The following is a 17,982-nucleotide window of genomic DNA, read 5'->3' as shown; positions in this document are numbered from 1 at the left end:
CCGGGGGCTGCTCACCCGCGCCGGGGGTAGGATGTGGTTGAAGATTCAGCAACTGACTCGTCAGGAGTTCTCGTGAGTGCCGCCCCCGTCACCACCCTGCCCGTGGCCGTCTCCACCGCCGAGGACGACGCCGCGCGCCCGCTCGTGGTTCTCCTGCACGGTCGCGGCGCCGACGAGCGCTCGATCATCGGCCTGGCCCGGCACCTGCCGGCCGGCGCGTCCTACGTGGCGCTGCGCGCGCCGCTGGGCGCCGAGCAGTCGGGGTACGCATGGTTCGCCAACCACGGGATCGGACGCCCGGACGCCGACTCCCTCGCCGGCACGATGGCCTGGTTCGACGCGTGGCTGGCCTCGGTGGCCGAGCCGGGGCGCCCCGTCGTGCTGGTCGGCTTCTCCGGCGGCGCGGCGTTCGCCGGCGGGCTCCTCCTGACCCGCTCCGAGCGCTGGGCCGGCGTCGCCGTCCTCGCGGGCACCCTGCCGTTCGAGCCCGCGGGCATGGACCTCACCACCGGCCGGCTCGCCGGATCCCGCGTGCTGGTCGCCCAGGGCAGCGCGGACCACGTCATCCCCCGTGACCTGCTGGACCGCACCCGCACCTGGCTCGCCGACGAGTCCGGCGCCGACGTCACCGTGCACACGGACGACGGCGGGCACGGCCTGACCGCGCAGGGCGTCACCGCGCTGGCAGGGTGGCTGGAGGGCATCCTCACCGCCAGTTGATCGTTCGGCCACCGCTGGTGGTCGAGCGCACGTCGAGAGCACTCACCCGCACTCGTCGACGGCGTCCACGGAGGCCGTGACGTGCAGCTGCGCGTGGCCCGCGTACTCGTGGGCGTCCTCGAGGCTGTCGGTGGCGAGGGTGAGCTGCGCCCACCCGACGACGCGCTGGGCGTGGCTGGGCAGCTCGGGGAACCGGTTGTCGTCCGGCGCCCAGACCTCGATCCGCTCGGTCAGGTCGCGCCAGCGCGCTGCGGGGTCGGCCCACGAGCCCCCGAGCAGGTCGATGCCGGCGCACTCCTCCAGCGGCAGGCCCAGGCTCGGCTCGCCCTGCTCGCCCGGCAGCAGTCCGGCGTCCACGGCACCGGCGAGGCTGCCGTCACCGTCGGTGTCGCCGTAGAGGTGCACCCCCGGTCCGGTGACCAGGTTGGAGACGGCCTCGGCCGCGGCCCGTGCCTGCACCAGGTCGTCGGCGGCGGCCCAGACCTCCAGCGCCGACTGGACGGCGCCCAGCCGGTCCCGGGCGGCAGCGACGTCCGCCGGGTCGCCGGGGTCGCCCTGCTCGGAGCAGGCCGTCGTCAGGAGCAGCGCGGTGGCCAGGAGCCCGGCACGCACGAGCCGGGGACGGACGCGCACAGGACGGATGGATACGGGGACGGGCGGCACGGCAACCGCTCTAGGAACCCGCGGGCCCGTCGCCCGGCTCGCCCGCGCACCGGCACCGGGTCTCGGCCAGCAGGGCGCGGGTGCGCTCCTCGGCCGCGCGGACGCCGACCAGGACGGCCGCGGCCGTGGTGCCGCCGACCAGGATCGGGAGGACGAGCAGCGTCCAGCCGGCGAACCCACCCCCGCCGCTGAGCACCGACAGCATCCTGAGCGCCATGTCGGCGAAGGTCGCCCAGAACAGCACCCACGCCAGCAGGCGCAGGGACGCGACGGACAGCCCGGGCGGCACCGGAGGCGCGGCCGCGGCGCGCGAGGAGGCTCGCAGGTCCGGCATGACGTCATTCCACCACGGGCGGCGACGGGAGGTCCCCGCTCGCGGCGGGCGAGCCCGTGGTCGCGTCGCGCCCGCGCACCAGGTCGCGCAGGTGCGAGGCGTACTCGAACTGGAGCGCCTGGGAGCGCTCCTCGGAGGCACGCACCGCCGTGAGCACGACGGCCATGGCGGTGCCGACGACCAGGAGCAGCAGGACGAACCCGGTGGCGGTGGCCCAGCCGTCGTTCCCGTCGCTGATCGCGGCGAGCAGGGCCACCGCGTCCAGGATCGTGGCGCCGGCCAGCGACCAGGCCAGCGAGCGCAGGTGGCGGGCGGAGAGGGCGGGGGCGAGCAGCGCGGAGCGGTCGGGCAGGGCGTCCATGACGCCTGAGTCCATCACACGCCGCCGTCGGGCGCACCGGTGCGGCGGGCGACCTCCTCGCGGCGGGTGGCGTCCATCGCGGCCTCGTACGCGGCGACGAGGCCGTCCACGGTCACGGGCTTCATCGCCGTGACCAGGGCCTGGAGTCGCTCCGAGCCCGCGTCGGTGTCGCGGTAGGCGGGCCAGACCTGCTCGCGGAAGACGGCGTCCAGCTCGGCGGCCAGCGCCTCGCCCGCGCGCCGGCACGCGTCGCCGGCCGCCCGCGCGGCGGCCAGGGGGAAGTCGAGCGCGAGGAGGTCGAGGGCGGTCGTGAGGCGCCCCGCGGCGAGGCGGTAGCCGCCCGCCGGGTCGACGCGGACGACACCGAGGGCGTCGAGGAGCGCCAGCGCCGCCTCGTCCAGGGTGCGGCCGGCGCGCTGCTCGAGCGCCGCGAGGTCGGCGACGTGCTCGTCGTCGGGGTGCCAGGGGGTGAGCATCGTGCGCCGCACGGCGAGCTGGTCGGCGCCGGCGTCCTCGGGCAGCGTCGCCAGGTACCGCTCGATCGCGGCCAGGGTGAACCCGTGGCCCTGCAGCTCGCGGACCAGCTCGAGCCGCGCGACGTGCACGGGGGTGTAGTAGCCCGACCGGCCGCGGCGCACGGGCGGCGGCAGCAGCCCGCGGGAGGTGTAGAAGCGGACGTTGCGCACGCTCACCCCGGTGCGCTCGGTGAGGTCGGCGAGGCCGATGAGCCCCTCCTCGTCCACAGCCTGCTCGCCCATGCCCCTCCTCCCCAGGTCGTGCCCTCGCTCTTGACCACCGTGACAGTACCGGTGTCATGATCGTGAGTGGCGCCCGTCACGCGCGCTGCTCCCCATCCGGCCCCTGCAGAGAGGCAGCCCATGCCCGAGGCGTTCATCTACGACCACCTGCGCACCCCACGCGGTCGCGGCAAGGCGAGCGGCAGCCTGGCCGAGGTCACCCCGGTCTCCCTGGCCACCGGTCTGCTCGAGAGCCTGCGCGAGCGCAACCCCGGGCTGGACGCCGGCATCGAGGCCGTGGACGACGTCGTGCTCGGTGTCGTCACGCCGATCGGGGAGCAGGGCGGGGACCTGGCCAAGACGGCCGCGCTGGCCGCCGGCTACCCCGAGACCACCGCGGGCGTGCAGCTCAACCGCTTCTGCGCCTCGGGGCTGGAGGCGGTCAACCAGGCCGCCGCGCGGGTGCGCTCGGGCTGGGAGGACGTGATCGTCGCGGGCGGCGTGGAGCACATGTCCTCCACGCCGATCGGTGCCGACGGCGGCCCCTGGGCGGCCGACCCGCAGACCGCGCTGGCCACCGGCTTCGTGCCGCAGGGCATCGGCGCCGACCTCATCGCGACGCTCGGCGGCTGGACCCGCGCCGACGTCGACGCGTTCGCCGCGGAGTCCCACGCCCGCGCGGCCAAGGCCTGGGCGGACGGCCGCTTCGCCTCGTCCGTGGTGCCGGTGACCGACCGCAACGGGCTGACGATCCTCGACACCGACGAGACGATCCGGCCCGGCACCTCGCCCGAGAGCCTGGCCGGGCTCAAGCCCTCCTTCGCCGCGCTCGGGCGCGACTTCGGCTTCGACTCCGTGGCCCTGGAGAAGTACCACCGGGTCGAGCGCATCGACCACGTGCACCACGCGGGCAACTCCTCCGGCATCGTGGACGGGGCGGCGCTGGTGCTCCTCGGCTCCGAGGGTGCCGGCGAGCGGCTGGGGCTGCGGCCCCGGGCCCGCGTCGTGTCGGCGGCCGTGTCGGGGGCGGACCCGACGATCATGCTCACCGGCCCCGCCCCGGCCGCGCGCAAGGCGCTGGCCAAGGCCGGTCTCGAGGTCGGCGACATCGACCTGTTCGAGATCAACGAGGCGTTCGCGGCGGTCGCCCTGCGGTTCATGCGCGACCTCGGCATCAGCCCCGAGATCACCAACGTCAACGGTGGGGCCATCGCGATGGGCCACCCGCTGGGGGCGACCGGGGCAATGATCCTCGGCACCCTCGTGGACGAGCTGGAGCGGCGCGACCTGCGCCGCGGGCTGGCCACGCTGTGCGTGGGCGGCGGCATGGGCATCGCGACGATCGTGGAGAGGGTGTGAGCCGGATGAGCGGCACGACCGTGGACACCTCGGTGACCTACGAGCTCGGGAGCGACGGCGTCGCCACGCTCCTCCTGGACGACCCGCAGGCGCGGGTGAACACCATGAACGACCGGTTCGGCCCCGCGTTCGCGGCAGCCGTGGAGGCCCTGCTCGCCGACCTGGAGCAGCGGCCCGACGACGTGCGCGGCGTCGTGCTGGCCAGCGGCAAGTCGACCTTCTTCGCCGGCGGCGACCTGCTCTCGATGCAGCGCACCGGCCCCGACGAGGCCGCCGCGACGTTCCTCATGGTCGAGGGCCTCAAGGCCACCATGCGGCGGCTGGAGACCTGCGGTCGGCCCGTGGTCGCCGCGATCAACGGCGCCGCGCTGGGCGGCGGTCTCGAGCTCGCGCTGGCCTGCCACCACCGGGTCGTCGCCGACGACCCGCGGATCAGGCTCGGCCTGCCCGAGGCGACGCTCGGGCTCCTGCCCGGTGGCGGCGGCGTCACCCGCGTCACCCGGATGCTCGGCCTCCAGAGCGCCCTCATGGACGTGCTGCTGCGCGGCCCGCAGATGAGCCCCGAGAAGGCGCTCGGCCAGGGCCTCGTCGACGAGGTGGTGCCCGCCGCGGGCCTGCTCGAGCACGCGCGGGCGTGGGTGCTCGCGCACCCCGAGTTGCACGTGCAGCCGTGGGACGCGCCGGGCTACCGGATGCCCGGCGGTGCCCCGTCCTCGCGGCAGATGGCCCAGGCCCTGCCCGCGTTCCCGGCCCTGCTGCGCCAGCAGACGAAGGGGCACGTGCCGCCGGCGCAGGCCGCGATCCTCTCGGCCGCCGTCGAGGGGGCCGGTCGCGACTTCGCCGCCGCCTCGCGCATCGAGTCGCGCTACTTCACCTCGCTGGTGACCTCGCAGACCTCGACGAACATGATCCAGGCGTTCTTCGTGGACATGCAGGCCGTCAACGGCCCGGCCCACCGGCCCGCCGGCGTCGAGCCGTTCCGACCGACCCGCGTGGCGGTGCTCGGGGCCGGGATGATGGGCGCCGGCATCGCCCACGCGTGCGCCCGTGCCGGCCTGGACGTGGTGCTCAAGGACGTCTCCCTCGAGGCCGCCGAGCGCGGCCGTGGCTACACCGAGACGCTGAACGCCCGCGCCGTGGAGAAGGGGCGGACGACGCCCGAGAAGGCCGCGGCCGTGCTGGCCCGGATCACCCCCACCGCCGACGCGGCCGACCTGGCCGGCTGCGACCTCGTCATCGAGGCGGTCTTCGAGGACCCGGCGCTCAAGGCGACCGTCTTCGCCGAGGTGCTGCCGCACCTCGCGCCCGACGCGCTGCTGTGCTCGAACACGTCGACGCTGCCGATCACCGACCTGGCCGCGGCGGTCGCGGACGCGACGGGCCTCGACCTGGCGGACCGCTTCCTCGGGCTGCACTTCTTCAGCCCCGTGGACAAGATGCCGCTGGTGGAGATCATCCGCGGCCGCGCCACCGGAGACAGCGCGCTGGCGCACGCCCACGACGTCGTCCGGGCCATCGCGAAGACGCCGATCATCGTCCACGACTCCCGCGGCTTCTACACCTCGCGCGTCATCGGCGTGCGGATCAACGAGGGCCTGGCGATGCTCGCCGAGGGGGTGCACCCGGTCTCGCTCGAGCGGGCCGCCACGCAGGCCGGCTACCCGGTCGGTCCGCTCCAGCTCAGCGACGAGCTGAACATGGAGCTGATGGCGCGCATCGCCAACGCCACCGAGGCCGCCGACCCCGAGGCCGCCCACCCCGGCACGGCCGTCGTCCGCCGGATGATCGAGCTGGGTCGTCCCTCGCGGCTGAAGGGCGCGGGCTTCTACGACTACGAGGGCGGACGACGGCAGGGCCTGTGGGCCGGCCTGGCCACCGCGTTCCCGTCGACGCCGGAGGAGGACGCCGTGCCGCTGCGCGACGTCGCCGACCGGATGCTCGTGGCCGAGGCGCTCGAGACCGCCCGCTGCTTCGAGGAGGGCGTGCTGGAGTCGTCCGCGGCCGCCAACATCGGGTCGATCCTCGGCATCGGCTTCCCGCCCACCACGGGCGGCGCCGCCCAGCTGATGCACGGCTACGAGTCGCCCACCGGAGAGGTCGGCCTGGCGGCGTTCGTGGCCCGGGCGGACGAGCTGGCCGCGGCCTACGGGCCGAGGTTCACCGTGCCGGCGTCGCTGCGGACGCTGGCGGAGAAGGGGGAGCGGCTGCCCGCCTGAGCCCGGCTCCGGGCCTCAGCCCAGGCGTCTGGCCAGGGCCGGCGGGGCGATCGCGAGGACGCGGCCGAGGACCTCCCACGGCCAGCGCGGCACGAAGGCGCGCCCGACCTCCTTCTCGATCGCCTCGACCATGGCGGCGACCCCGGTCTCGGTGTCGACCATGAGCGGGGTGCGGCCGGACTTGGCGCCGGTCATCTCGGAGGCGATGTAGCCGGGGTGCAGCACGGTGACTCGCACGCGGCCCTTCAGCTCGCCCGCGTCCACCTCGGCGCGCACGCCCTCGGCGAGCCGGGCGACCGCGGCCTTCGAGGCCGCGTAGGCGGTCATGTGCGTGGGCATGGCCCGCACGCTCATCACCGAGGAGACCACGACGAGGTGGCCGTGGCCCTGCTCGCGGAAGACGGCCATGGCCGCCTCCATCGTGGCCAGGGCGCCGAGGACGTTGGTCGTGAGCGTCTCGATGTTGGCGTCGGGGCGCCCGGAGCCGATCGGACGGCCCTTGCCGGCGCCGGCGTTGACCACGACGCGCTCCAGCCCGCCGAGCTCGGCGCGCAGCTGCTGCACCACGCGGGGCACGGCCCCCAGGTCGCTGACGTCGAGGGGCGCGGAGCGCACCCGGACCCCGGGGCTGACCGCGCCGATCTCGGCCGTGAGGTCGTCGAGCCGGTCGGTCCGCCGCGCCGTGAGCGCGAGGTCGTGGCCGGCCGCCGCGAGCTGTCGCGCCATCTCGGCACCCAGGCCGGACGACGCACCCGTGATCAGGGTCCTCATCCGGCGCAGTATGCCCAACGGGACGTGGCTTGTCGCGGGTCCACGGTGATTCGCAAGAATTTCAGGTCCACCAGTGTTTCGGCACCGCAACATTTCGTACCTGAGAGTTCTCAGACTCTTGACTTCACGCTCCCACGGGAGTGAGGTGCAGACCACCTCCGTGTCATCTGCTGGCATCGGGCGCCGGCACGCGGGGGATCTCGGGTTAAGAGGGAGAACCTGTGTCGAACACGCACGCCGGTCGTGCTGCGCGTACACGCGCACTCGGCCTGCTCTCCGTCAGCGCACTGACCCTCGGCCTCATGGCCGGGACGTCACCCGCGACGGCAAGCAACGCATCCAAGGACAAGATCACCCCGATCGAGAAGGTCAAGCCGGCGAGCTTCGAGGACGGCGACTACATCGTCCTGCTCAAGCAGCCCGCGGCCGCCTCGTACACCGGTGGCACCAACGGCCTCGCCGCGACCCGGTCGGCCTCGGGCGAGTTCAACGCCCGCAGCACCGCGGCCACGCAGTATCGCGGCTACCTGCGGACGCAGCACCGCTCGCTGGCCCGCTCGGTCGGGGCGAAGATCGCCTCGCAGTACACGATCGCCTCGAACGGCTTCAGCGCCACGCTGACCGGGACCCAGGCATCGCAGCTGTCCAAGGACAGCTCGGTGATGGCCGTGGTCCCGAACGACAAGCGTGAGCTGCTCGACTACGACTCCGACAACACCGCGAAGTTCCTGGACATGGTCGGCCGCAAGGGCGCCTGGAACCAGAACGGCGGCAAGAGCGACGCCGGCGACGGCGTCGTGGTCGGCGTGATCGACACCGGCATCTGGCCCGAGAGCGAGTCCTTCCAGGGTGCCGCGCTCACCGCCGCGGCCAGCGGCTCGTGGGGCGCCCACATCGACCCGCTGGGCAACACGACCATGCGCAAGGCCGACGGCGGGACCTTCAACGGTCGCTGCGAGACCGGTGAGGACTTCGAGCTCAGCGACTGCTCGACCAAGATCATCGGTGCGCGCTACTACCCCGACACCTTCCAGGCCTACGTCGACGCCGGGTACATCGTCCCGAACGAGGCCGAGTTCAGCTCGCCCCGTGACGGTGGCGGCCACGGCTCGCACACCGCCTCCACCGCCGCCGGCGACTCCGTCAAGGGCGTCTCGGTCGAGGGCGTGGACTTCGGCGAGGTCGTCGGCATGGCGCCGGCGGCCTCCATCGCCGCCTACAAGGTCTGCTGGGAGGCGACGACCCCGGGCGGCGCCGACGCGAGCGGCTGCTACGGCGACGCCCTGCTGAGTGCGATCGACGACGCCGTCCGCGACGGCGTGGACGTCATCAACTACTCCATCGGTGGCGCGCCGACCGACACCCTCGACCCGGTCGAGGTCGCCTTCGCGGGTGCCGCGGACGCCGGCGTCTTCGTCGCCGCCTCCGCGGGCAACTCCGGCCCGACCGCCTCGTCGGTGGACCACCACAGCCCGTGGCTGACCACGGTCGCGGCCTCCACCTACCGCAACTTCGACGGCACCGTGGTGCTGGGTGACGGCACCGAGCTCCTCGGCGTCTCCTCCTCCACCACCGGGGTGTCCGGCAGCCTGGTCGCGTCCACCGACGTGGGCCTGGACGGTCAGAGCGAGCAGGCCGTGGCCGAGTGCTGGGACGGGTCCCTGGACCCCGAGAAGGTCGCCGCTGACGACATCGTCGTCTGCGACCGCGGCACGGTCGCCCGCGTGGAGAAGTCCGCCACCGTGCTGGCTGCCGGCGGCGCCGGCATGCTGCTGATGAACACCAGCGCCAACAGCCTCGACGCCGACTTCCACTCGGTGCCCACCGTGCACCTCCAGGACACGGACTACAACGCGGTCTACGACTACCTGGCCGACGCCGGCGACGGCGCCACCGCCGAGATCATCCCCGGCAACCAGACCGACCTGGAGAGCCCGGCCGTGCCGGTCATCAGCGGCTTCTCCTCGCGCGGTCCGGCCCTGGCCAACAACATGGACATCCTCAAGCCGGACATCGCGGCGCCGGGCTCCAACGTCCTCGCCGCCGTCGCGCCGCCGTCGAACTCCGACCGCGACTACGACCTGTACTCCGGCACCTCCATGTCGAGCCCGCACATCGCCGGCCTCGGCGCGTTCATCATGGGCGAGCACCCGAACTGGAGCCCGATGGCGGTCAAGTCCGCCATGATGACCACGGCGCAGAACACCAAGAACGACGACGGCAGCGCCAACCGCGACGTCTTCGCCCAGGGCTCCGGTGAGGTCACGCCGACCTCGATGTTCTCGCCCGGCCTGTTCGTCACCTCCACGCCGCGCCAGTGGTACGGCCTGCTCACCGCCAACGGCTACGACACCGGCGTCCGCGCCATCGACGCCAAGCGCGTGAACCTGCCCTCCATGGCTGACTCCACGGTGCTGCAGAGCACCACGTTCGTCCGCTGGATCTCCGCCCAGACGGCCGGCACGTGGAAGGTGAAGTCCGCGATCAAGGGCTTCGACGTGGACGTGAACCGCAGCGTCTTCAAGACCAAGCGCGGCCAGAAGCGCAAGCTCGTGCTGACGTTCACCCCGAACGCCGACGCCACCTACGGTGAGTGGGCCCAGGGCTACGTCAACGTGGTCGGTCGCACCAAGCTCGGTCGCAAGGTCGTGCGCATGCCCGTCGCGCTGAAGCCGCTCGAGGTCGACGCCCCCGCCTCGGTCGAGGGCACCGGCACCGACGGCTCCGTCGACGTGACCGTCACCGGTGGCGTCAACGACGAGATCCCGCTGACCATGGAGGGTCTGGCCGGCGCCGACACCGTCTCCGGTGCGGTCGCGCCGAACGACTACGACGGCTACTGCGTCCCGGTCGCCGAGGGCAGCTCGCTGATCCGCTTCGACCTCGACGCGCTCGACGACACCGCGGACCTCGACCTGTCGGTCTACGCCGCCCCCGAGGCGGACTGCTCCACCGGGTACGGCTCGCTCGTCGGTTCCTCGGCCACGGCCTCCGCGGACGAGTCCGTCACGGTCGAGGCCCCGGACTCGCCGGCCTACGTCGTCTTCATCGACGGCTACTCCGCCGGTGACCTCGGCTCGCCGATGGACTACGACCTGAACGTCTACGACGTGAACCCCGCCTCCTCCGAGGGCGCGGTCACCTTCACGCCGAGCACGCTCAGCCTGTCCCCGCGCGAGGAGACCACCTTCACCACCGAGTGGAGCGGTCTCGACGCCGACTCGCAGTACCTCGGCTTCATCCGGTACGGCGACACCGGCGTCAGCACCATGCTGACCGTCACCACCCCCGCGGTCCCGTGACCCGACGGGTCCGCGTCGGCTGACCGGCGCGGACCCGTCCACGGGCAGCACCAGCTGCACCAGCTCCACCCGCACGGCCACCCCACTCCTCCGGGGTGGCCGTGCGGTCGTCCGGAAGGTGCCCGCGAGCGAGGCGGCACAGCACTGGATACCGGGTATGCATACGTGGTAGGTATGTACCCGGTAGGCCGCAGGGTGCGGCTGCGGCCGGGAGGTGCCCATGTCCGTGAAGCTCGCGCTGCTCGCGCTGCTCGAGACCGAGCCGATGTACGGCTACCAGCTGCGCGTCGAGTTCGAGGGCCGCACCGGCTCCACCTGGCCGCTCAACGTCGGGCAGGTCTACACGACGCTCACCCGGCTCGAGCGCGACGGCCTCGTCGAGCCCGCCGCCGGCGACGAGCAGCAGGACGCCGGCGGCCAGGACGAGGACGGCCGGTCCCAGCAGCGCTACCGCCTCACCGACGCAGGCCGCGACGAGGTCGCCGCGTGGTTCACCACCCCGGTCTCGCGCACCCAGCCCGCGCGCGACGAGCTGGCCATCAAGGTCGCGCTCGCCGTGACCGTGCCGGGCGTGGACGTCGGCACCCTCATCCAGCGGCAGCGCACCGCGTCCATGGCGGCCCTGCAGGACTACACCCGCCTCAAGCGTCGGGCCGGTGAGTCCGACGGGGACCTGGCGTGGTCCCTCGTCCTCGACTCCCTCGTGTTCGCCGCCGAAGCCGAGATCCGCTGGCTGGACCACTGCGAGGCCCGGGTCCGCCGCGCCGCGCGCGAGCGCGCCACCACCCGGCCCGCCGCCGCGGAGCAGCAGACGGCGCGGAGCCAGGAGGCCGGGCGATGACCGCCTTCCTGGGCAGCGAGACCGCCCGCCGGATGACCCGGGTCGAGGACGCCTGGCTGGCCAGCAGCGCCGAGCGGCTCGCAGAGCGGCTGGCAGAGCGCCGCCGGCAGCGACGCACCCACGGGAACCCCGCCGACGAGGGCCGCGCCACCGAGGGGGAGTCGCGATGAGCCCCGTGCTGCGGCTCGACGCCGTCACCCGCGTCCACGGCTCCGGCGAGACCGAGGTGCAGGCGCTGCGCGGCATCTCCTTCTCCGCCCACGCCGGTGAGTTGGTCGCCGTCATGGGGCCCTCGGGCTCCGGCAAGTCGACGCTGCTCACCATCGCCGGCGGGCTCGACAGCCCGACCGCGGGCACGGTCACGGTCGAGGGCACGGACCTCGGGAGCCTGGGTCAGGCGGGGCGCGCCCGCATGCGCCGCACGTCCATCGGCTACGTCTTCCAGGGCTTCAACCTCGTGCCGGCACTCACCGCCGCCGAGAACGTGGCGCTGCCGCGCGAGCTGGACGGCGAGTCGGCCCGCCGGGCTCGCGCGGCCGCGCTCGCCGCGCTGGAGGAGGTGGGCATCGCCGACCTCGCCGACCGCTTCCCCGACGACATGTCGGGCGGCCAGCAGCAGCGGGTGGCCATCGCCCGCGCCGTCGTGGGCAGCCGCCGGCTGGTCCTCGCCGACGAGCCCACAGGCGCGCTCGACTCCGAGACCGGCGAGGAGGTGCTGCGGCTGCTGCGCGCCCGCTGCGACGCCGGCGCCGCCGGCGTCCTGGTGACGCACGAGGCCCGGCACGCGGCCTGGGCCGACCGCGTGGTCTTCCTGCGGGACGGCGTCGTGGTCGACGAGTCCGGCAGCGCCCCCGTCGAGCGCCTGCTGGACGAGGAGCCCGCACTGTGAGCGGACCGCTGGCCGGCACCCGCGCCGACTGGCGGCTGGCCCTGCGGATCGGCTGGCGCGACGCGTGGCGGCACAGGGCCCGCAGCGTGCTCGTGCTCGTCATGGTCGCGCTGCCGGTGGCGGCGGTGACCCTGGCCGACACCTTCTTCGCCACCCAGGACGTCTCCGGCGGCGAGGTGCTCGAGCGGCGCCTCGGCACCGCGGACGCAGAAGTGAGCGTCGAGCGCAGCGTCGACCGGGCCTGGCAGCTCGCCGACCCCGACGACGGCTACTCCAGCCGCGGCAGCGGCCGCGACGGCGGGCCCACGCTCGAGGACGTCCTGTCCGTGCTCGGTCCCGCCGCCGCCGGTGGCGGGGAGCGGCCCGCGACGCAGGTCTCCGACGGCTCCCTGCGCGTGCGCACCGAGGACGGCCTGGCGTACGTGTGGACGCTCGCGGCCGACTGGTCCGACCACCTCACCGACGGACTGGCCACGCTCGAGTCGGGTCGGCTGCCGGCGTCCGGCGAGGCCGTGATCTCCCCCGGGATGGCCGAGGCCTACGGCTTCGCGGTGGGGGACACCCTCACCCTCGCCCGTGGCGAGGAGCTGACGGTGGTCGGCCTCGGGCAGCGCGCCGACTCCACGCCCGGGGCCGAGAACCTGCTCGTGGGCCCTGACGCGGGCCTGCGCGGGTACGGCTCGACCAGCTACCTGGTCGGTGGGGGCACGGTCACCTGGCGCGACGTGGTGGCCCTCAACAGGATCGGCGCCGTGGTCGCCTCGCGCGCGGTGCTCACCGACCCGCCCCCGGACTCCGCGCTCGAGCCCGCCGCCCGGATGGGCAGCGAGGTGGTCTCCGGCCCGGTGATCACGATCGCCGCGCTCGTCGTGGTGATGATCCTGCTCGAGGTGGTGCTGCTCGCCGGCCCCGCCTTCGCGGTCGGCGCGCGTCGCCAGGCGCGCACGCTGGCCCTGCTGGCCGCGGCCGGCGGCACCCCGCGCCAGGCGCGCCGGGTGGTGCTGGGCACGGCGGTCGTGCTCGGCTCCGTGGCCGCCGTCCTGGGGCTCGTGCTCGGCCTCCTGCTCACCCTCGCCGCCCTGCCGGTCCTCCAGCACTTCTCCGACCAGCGGTTCGGCCCCTTCGACGTGGAGCCGCTGCACCTGCTGCCGGTGGCCGCGTTCGGCCTGCTCAGCGCCGTGCTCGCGGCGGTCGTGCCGGCCTGGTCGGCATCGCGCACCGACACCGTCGCGGTGCTCTCGGGCCGCCGGGGCGACGTCCGTACCGGCCGCAGCGCGCCCGTCCTCGGCGCGGTCCTGCTGGTCGCGGGCGTGGGGGCGGCGTGGCTCGGTGCGTCGCGCGGCACGAGCGGGGGCGAGGTGCCGATCGCGTTCTCCGCCGTCCTCACCGTGCTGGGCACGGTGTTCCTCGTCCCGCTGGTGGTCGGCCTCGTGGCCCGCGTGGCCCGCGGCCTGCCCCTGCCCCTGCGCTTCGCCGTGCGGGACGCGGCGCGCCACCGCACCCGCACCGCCCCGGCGGTCGCCGCGGTGGCCGCCACGGTGGCGGGCGTCGTCACGCTCGGCATCGCCGTCACCTCCGACGAGGCGGAGAACGAGGCCGGCTACACCCCGCAGCTCGCCCTGGGCGCCCTCGCGATCACCGATGACGGCCCGAGCACCGACTGGGCGGCCCTCACCCGCGCCGTGGGGGAGGCGGCGCCCGCCGCCGAGGTGACGCCGGTCCAGGCGCTGTGGAGCAGCGGCCGCACGACCGTCGACGTCGAGATCCGTGTCCCCGGGCAGGGGCTCGTGCTGAGCGGCTACTCCTCCAGCTTCGGCGGGGTCGTCGTCGCCGACTCGGTGCCCGCCGGCCTGGTGGACCTCGACGACGAGGAGCGTGCCGCCGCCGACGAGGCCCTCGCGGCCGGCGGGGTCCTCGCGTTCGCGGACCCGGGGGCGACGACCGCGCCCGAGGCCCGGCTGCGGGCCCTGGCCTACGAGCGCCGCAGCACCGAGCGCCTGGGCAGCGCCGAGGTGCCGGCGGCCTGGATCACGCCCGTGGGCGAGTACGCCCCGTTCCAGGCGGTCCTCTCCCCGCAGGCTGCGGCCTCGCTCGGCGTGGAGCCGACGACCACCGGGCTCCTCGTCACCGGCGACCTCGGCTCCGTGGCCGACCGCATCGAGGAGGTCGTCGGCGGCGTCGACGAGCAGGCCGTGGTGACCTACGAGCAGGGCTACCAGCTGCCCCGCGAGACGGTGATCCTCCAGCTCGTGCTCGCCGGCCTCGGGATGATCCTGATGCTCGGCGGCACGCTCACCGCCACGTTCCTCGCGCTCGCGGACGCCCGACCCGACCTGGCCACCCTGGCGGCCGTCGGCGCCGAGCCACGGACGAGGCGGGCGGTTGCGGCCGGGTACGCCCTGATGATCGGGCTGGTGGGCGCGGTGCTCGGGGCGGTGGTGGGGTTCGTGCCGGGCTGGGCGATCACCTTCCCGCTGACCGGGCCGTACGAGCTCGCGACCTTCGGGCAGGCGCCCGAGGGCCCCTCGCACTACTTCGACGTGCCGTGGCTGCTGGTGGGTGGCGTGGTGGTCGGGCTCCCGCTGCTGGTCTCCGCCGTGGTCTGGGTCAGCGCGCGCTCGCGCCTGCCGCTGGTGGCGCGCACGGACTAGGCCCCGGTGCGGCCGGGGCGGCGTGGGCGGTCTCACCGCCCGCTGCTCGGGACCGGCCCGCCGGGGTTGCCGAGGTCAACCTAGGGTCGGGGGTCATGGACCACCCCTCGACGACCACGTGAGCCGCCCGTGACCGGCGTCCTCGACGGCTTCGGCACCATCGCCGTCCTGATCGCGCTGGGGTGGCTGCTGGCCCACCTGGGGGTGCTCGACCAGGCCGGCCGCAAGACGCTCAGCCTGCTCGCGTTCTACGTGGCCAGCCCGGCGCTGCTGCTCACGGTGCTCCAGGACGCCGACCTCGCCCGCGTCTTCAGCCTCAACCTGGTGGTGAGCGTGGCCGCCGTGGCCGCGACGGCCGCGGGCACCGGCGTGTGGATCGTGGCTGCGCGGCTGCGCGGTCGCCGCGACCCGGAGCGTCCCGGCCCCGGGCTGGGGGAGGGCGTGGTGGCCACCCTGTGCTCCAGCTACGTCAACGCCGGCAACCTCGGCATCCCGATCGCGGCGTACGTGCTGGGCGACGCGGCGCTGGTCGCGCCGATCCTGCTGGTGCAGGTGCTCGTGCTCCAGCCCACCGCGCTGGCGCTGCTCGACATCGCGGTGGCGGGCCGGAAGGTCTCCTTCGCGCAGGTCGCCTCCCGTCCGCTGAAGAACCCCCTGACCATCGCCTCGGCGGCCGGCGTCGTCATCGCGGTCACCCAGGTGCGGCTGCCCATCGTGCTGGCCGACCCCATCGAGCTGGTGGGCGGCATGGCGGTGCCCGCCATGCTGCTGGCCTACGGCGTCTCGCTGCGGCTGGGGCCGCTACCGGGGCGGGGCGTGCCTGCGGGCGAGCTGTGGACCGCGGTCGGCCTCAAGGTGCTGGCACAGCCGGTCGCCGCGTACCTGGTGGGCCGCGCGGTCGGGCTGGACGAGGCGTCCCTGTTCGCCGTCACGGTGCTGTCGGCGCTGCCGACCGCCCAGAACGTCTTCATCATCGCCAGCCGCTACGACCGGGGCGTGCTGCTGGCCCGCGACGCGATCTTCGTGAGCACCATCCTCACGGTGCCCGCCGTGGCGGGCGCGGCCCTGCTCCTGGGCTGATCCCGCCGGGGGCGGGTGCGCCGCGCCGGGGCGACCTGCGGCTACGGTGGCCGCATGAGCCTGGTGGGAGCCGTCGACCGCTTCCAGCGGCGCTTCTCGCCCGTCTCGATCCCGCTGTCCACGATCTACAAGTTCATGGACGACCAGGGCCCCTACCTCTCCGCGATCATCACCTACTACGGGTTCATCGCGATCTTCCCGCTGCTGCTGCTGGCGTCCTCGATCCTGGGCTTCGTCCTCCAGGGCGACTCCGCGCTCCAGGAGACGGTGCTCAACTCCGCGCTGAGCACCTTCCCGATCATCGGCGACCAGCTCGGCACGCCCGAGGGCCTCACCGGCTCCACCGCCGCGGTGGTCGTCGGTACCGTCACCGCCCTCTACGGCTCGCTCGGCCTGGGCCAGGCCATCCAGAACGCGGTGAACATCAGCTGGGCGGTGCCGCGGGACTCCCGGCCCAACCCCTTCCTGCTGCGGCTGCGCAGCCTCCTGCTGCTCGCCACGGCGGGCGTCTCGGTCATCGTCATCTCGGTGCTCTCCGCGATCGGCTCCGAGACCGAGTTCCTCGGGCACAGCACCACCTCGGCGCTGCGCTGGACGATCCGCATCGTCACCGTGCTCGTGATCGGGCTGGTGCTCACGATCCTGTTCCGGCTCGCCTCGGCCCGCTCGGTGCCGCTGCGCCGCTCGGCGCCCGGTGCCTTCGTGGTCGCCGTGCTGTGGCAGGCGCTCCAGACGATCGGCACGCTCTACGTCACCCGGGTGATCGCCGAGACCGAGGGCATGAACGGCACGTTCGCGCTCGTCCTCGGCCTCATGGGCATCATCTACGTCGCCGCCTTCATGGGCGTGCTCGGCATGGAGGTCAACGTCGTGCTCGCCCGCAAGCTGTACCCGCGGGCGCTGCTGACGCCGTTCACCGACAACGTCCGGCTCACCGACGCCGACAAGCGCACGTACGCGTACTACGCCACGATGCAGCGGCACAAGGGCTACGAGAACATCCAGGTCACGTGGGGCCTGCCCCCGATGGACCGCCCCGCCTCGTCCGGCACGACGGACGACGGCCCGCGGCCGTCCTCCTCGGGCACCCCCGCCGACGCCCACCCGGCGGACACCCCGCAGCAGCGGCGCCGCGAGACGCGCGCCGCCCCGCCGACCACCCACGTGTCGCTGGACGCCGTCGAGGCCGAGGAGCTCGGCCGCCGGGAGGACTGAGCGGCTGCGTCAGGGGCGGCCGAGGGGCCGCGGGGCGAACATCGGCACGCGGGCGGCGTACTCGTCCCACCCGTCCCGCTGCGACATCTTCTTCTCCAGCAGCCTCGCGCCGGTGACGTTGCGCAGGAAGAACGTCATCGCGACGGGGCACAGCACGGTGACGAGCCCGAGCAGCCAGCCCGATGCGAGCCCGCCGGCGAGCCAGAGGCCCCACCAGACGCAGGCGTCGCCGAAGTAGTTGGGGTGGCGGGTGAGGCCCCAGAGGCCCTCGTCCATGACGTTCGGGCGCTCCTCGCGGGGCCGCGCCTTGTACTCGCGCAGCTGGCGGTCGCCGACGGCCTCGAAGTAGAGCCCGACGCCCCAGACGACGACGCCCAGGACGACGACCGGCCACCAGGTCGCGCCCACGACCGCGCCGATCACGACCGGCAGCGAGACGAACCACTGGGCGAAGCCCTGGACGAGGAAGACCCGGCGGACGGCGGTGCCCATCCCCACCTCGGCGAGCGAGCCGCCGAGCATCTCGGCGTAGCGGGGGTCCTCCTTGCCCTGGTGCTCACCGACGGCGCGGGAACGGACGTGCCAGGCCAGCCGGCCGCCCCACACGGCGACCAGCACCATCAGCAGCACGGTGCGCCACGTGGTCAGCGCGTCGGAGACGAGCAGGCCGATGACTCCGGAGACCAGCGCGACCGCCACGAAACCCGCGCCCCAGGCGACGTCCACCACCGCGACCACGCCGAGCTGCGCGGCACGCAGGGCGGCGGCCGTCATCGAGACGGCGACGGTGACGAGCGACGTGAGGAGCGCCAGGATCAGGACGGAGGAGTCGAGGTCGGGCAC

At 74.2% G+C, this 17,982-nt stretch carries 16 protein-coding genes; 10 read left to right on the top strand and 6 right to left on the bottom strand.

Annotated features, from left to right (window positions below; all coding sequences use genetic code 11):
* The first annotated feature begins 72 nt into the window (after positions 1-72).
* Entirely contained in the window at positions 73-720 is a 648-nt protein-coding gene (locus tag M8316_RS01635) for an alpha/beta hydrolase (protein WP_250051391.1), read from the top strand.
* A gap of 42 nt (positions 721-762) precedes the next feature.
* On the opposite strand, the gene M8316_RS01630 is transcribed toward M8316_RS01635, so the two are convergent.
* Genes M8316_RS01630 through M8316_RS01615 form a run of 4 tightly spaced genes read right to left on the bottom strand, consistent with a single transcriptional unit; the run spans position 763 to position 2,836 of the window.
* Entirely contained in the window at positions 763-1,353 is a 591-nt protein-coding gene (locus M8316_RS01630; protein ID WP_250051389.1) for a hypothetical protein, read from the bottom strand.
* A 40-nt stretch (positions 1,354-1,393) separates the two neighbouring features.
* A complete protein-coding gene (locus tag M8316_RS01625; protein WP_250051387.1) occupies positions 1,394-1,717 on the bottom strand; it encodes a hypothetical protein in 324 nt (107 codons plus the stop codon).
* 4 nt (positions 1,718-1,721) lie between these two features.
* Entirely contained in the window at positions 1,722-2,093 is a 372-nt protein-coding gene (locus M8316_RS01620; protein WP_250051385.1) for a hypothetical protein, read from the bottom strand.
* A complete protein-coding gene (locus M8316_RS01615; protein WP_250051383.1) occupies positions 2,093-2,836 on the bottom strand; it encodes a helix-turn-helix domain-containing protein in 744 nt (247 codons plus the stop codon). Before M8316_RS01615 ends, M8316_RS01620 begins: the two co-directional genes overlap by 1 nt.
* Positions 2,837-2,956: 120 nt before the next feature.
* Here M8316_RS01615 and M8316_RS01610 point away from each other — a divergent pair, with 120 nt between their 5' ends.
* Both M8316_RS01610 and M8316_RS01605 read left to right on the top strand, forming a co-directional pair.
* Positions 2,957-4,174, top strand: coding sequence for an acetyl-CoA C-acetyltransferase (locus tag M8316_RS01610; RefSeq protein ID WP_250051381.1), 1,218 nt, complete (start codon positions 2,957-2,959; stop codon positions 4,172-4,174).
* Positions 4,175-4,179: 5 nt separating this feature from the next.
* Positions 4,180-6,390, top strand: a complete 2,211-nt coding sequence (locus M8316_RS01605) for a 3-hydroxyacyl-CoA dehydrogenase NAD-binding domain-containing protein (RefSeq protein WP_250051379.1) — start codon at positions 4,180-4,182, stop codon at positions 6,388-6,390.
* Between the two features lie 15 nt (positions 6,391-6,405).
* On the opposite strand, the gene M8316_RS01600 is transcribed toward M8316_RS01605, so the two are convergent.
* Positions 6,406-7,161: an SDR family oxidoreductase gene (locus M8316_RS01600; protein WP_250051377.1), complete on the bottom strand. Its 756-nt coding sequence runs from the start codon at positions 7,159-7,161 to the stop codon at positions 6,406-6,408.
* Positions 7,162-7,463: 302 nt separating this feature from the next.
* On the opposite strand from M8316_RS01600, the gene M8316_RS01595 reads away from it, so the two are divergent.
* The 7 genes from M8316_RS01595 to M8316_RS01565 all read left to right on the top strand — a co-directional run bounded on the left by M8316_RS01595 (position 7,464) and on the right by M8316_RS01565 (position 17,139).
* Positions 7,464-10,463 carry a S8 family serine peptidase gene (locus M8316_RS01595; protein WP_250051375.1) on the top strand — a complete coding sequence of 1,000 codons (3,000 nt, stop codon included), beginning with the start codon at positions 7,464-7,466 and terminating at the stop codon, positions 10,461-10,463.
* Positions 10,464-10,683: 220 nt separating this feature from the next.
* Positions 10,684-11,304 (top strand): PadR family transcriptional regulator, encoded by a 621-nt coding sequence (locus M8316_RS01590; protein ID WP_250051373.1) that lies wholly within the window; start codon positions 10,684-10,686, stop codon positions 11,302-11,304.
* Positions 11,301-11,474, top strand: coding sequence for a hypothetical protein (locus M8316_RS01585; protein WP_250051371.1), 174 nt, complete (start codon positions 11,301-11,303; stop codon positions 11,472-11,474). Before M8316_RS01590 ends, M8316_RS01585 begins: the two co-directional genes overlap by 4 nt.
* Positions 11,471-12,193: an ABC transporter ATP-binding protein gene (locus M8316_RS01580; protein ID WP_250051369.1), complete on the top strand. Its 723-nt coding sequence runs from the start codon at positions 11,471-11,473 to the stop codon at positions 12,191-12,193. Before M8316_RS01585 ends, M8316_RS01580 begins: the two co-directional genes overlap by 4 nt.
* Positions 12,190-14,844: an FtsX-like permease family protein gene (locus tag M8316_RS01575; RefSeq protein ID WP_250051367.1), complete on the top strand. Its 2,655-nt coding sequence runs from the start codon at positions 12,190-12,192 to the stop codon at positions 14,842-14,844. The genes M8316_RS01580 and M8316_RS01575 overlap by 4 nt, the downstream gene beginning before the upstream one ends.
* A gap of 129 nt (positions 14,845-14,973) precedes the next feature.
* The gene (locus M8316_RS01570; protein WP_250051365.1) at positions 14,974-15,924 is read left to right on the top strand and encodes an AEC family transporter; all 951 of its coding nucleotides are present in this window, start codon (positions 14,974-14,976) and stop codon (positions 15,922-15,924) included.
* Between the two features lie 54 nt (positions 15,925-15,978).
* Positions 15,979-17,139, top strand: coding sequence for a YihY/virulence factor BrkB family protein (locus M8316_RS01565; RefSeq protein WP_250051363.1), 1,161 nt, complete (start codon positions 15,979-15,981; stop codon positions 17,137-17,139).
* A gap of 9 nt (positions 17,140-17,148) precedes the next feature.
* Here M8316_RS01565 and M8316_RS01560 read toward each other — a convergent pair whose 3' ends face one another.
* On the bottom strand, positions 17,149-17,982 hold the full coding sequence (locus tag M8316_RS01560) for a DUF1295 domain-containing protein (protein ID WP_250051361.1): 834 nt from the start codon (positions 17,980-17,982) through the stop codon (positions 17,149-17,151).

The organism is Nocardioides bruguierae (assembly GCF_023554635.1).
GTDB classification, from domain to species: Bacteria; Actinomycetota; Actinomycetes; order Propionibacteriales; family Nocardioidaceae; genus Nocardioides; species Nocardioides bruguierae.
The sequence above is the reverse complement of the archived record's forward strand: the minus strand, read 5'-3'. Positions and strand labels throughout refer to the sequence as shown.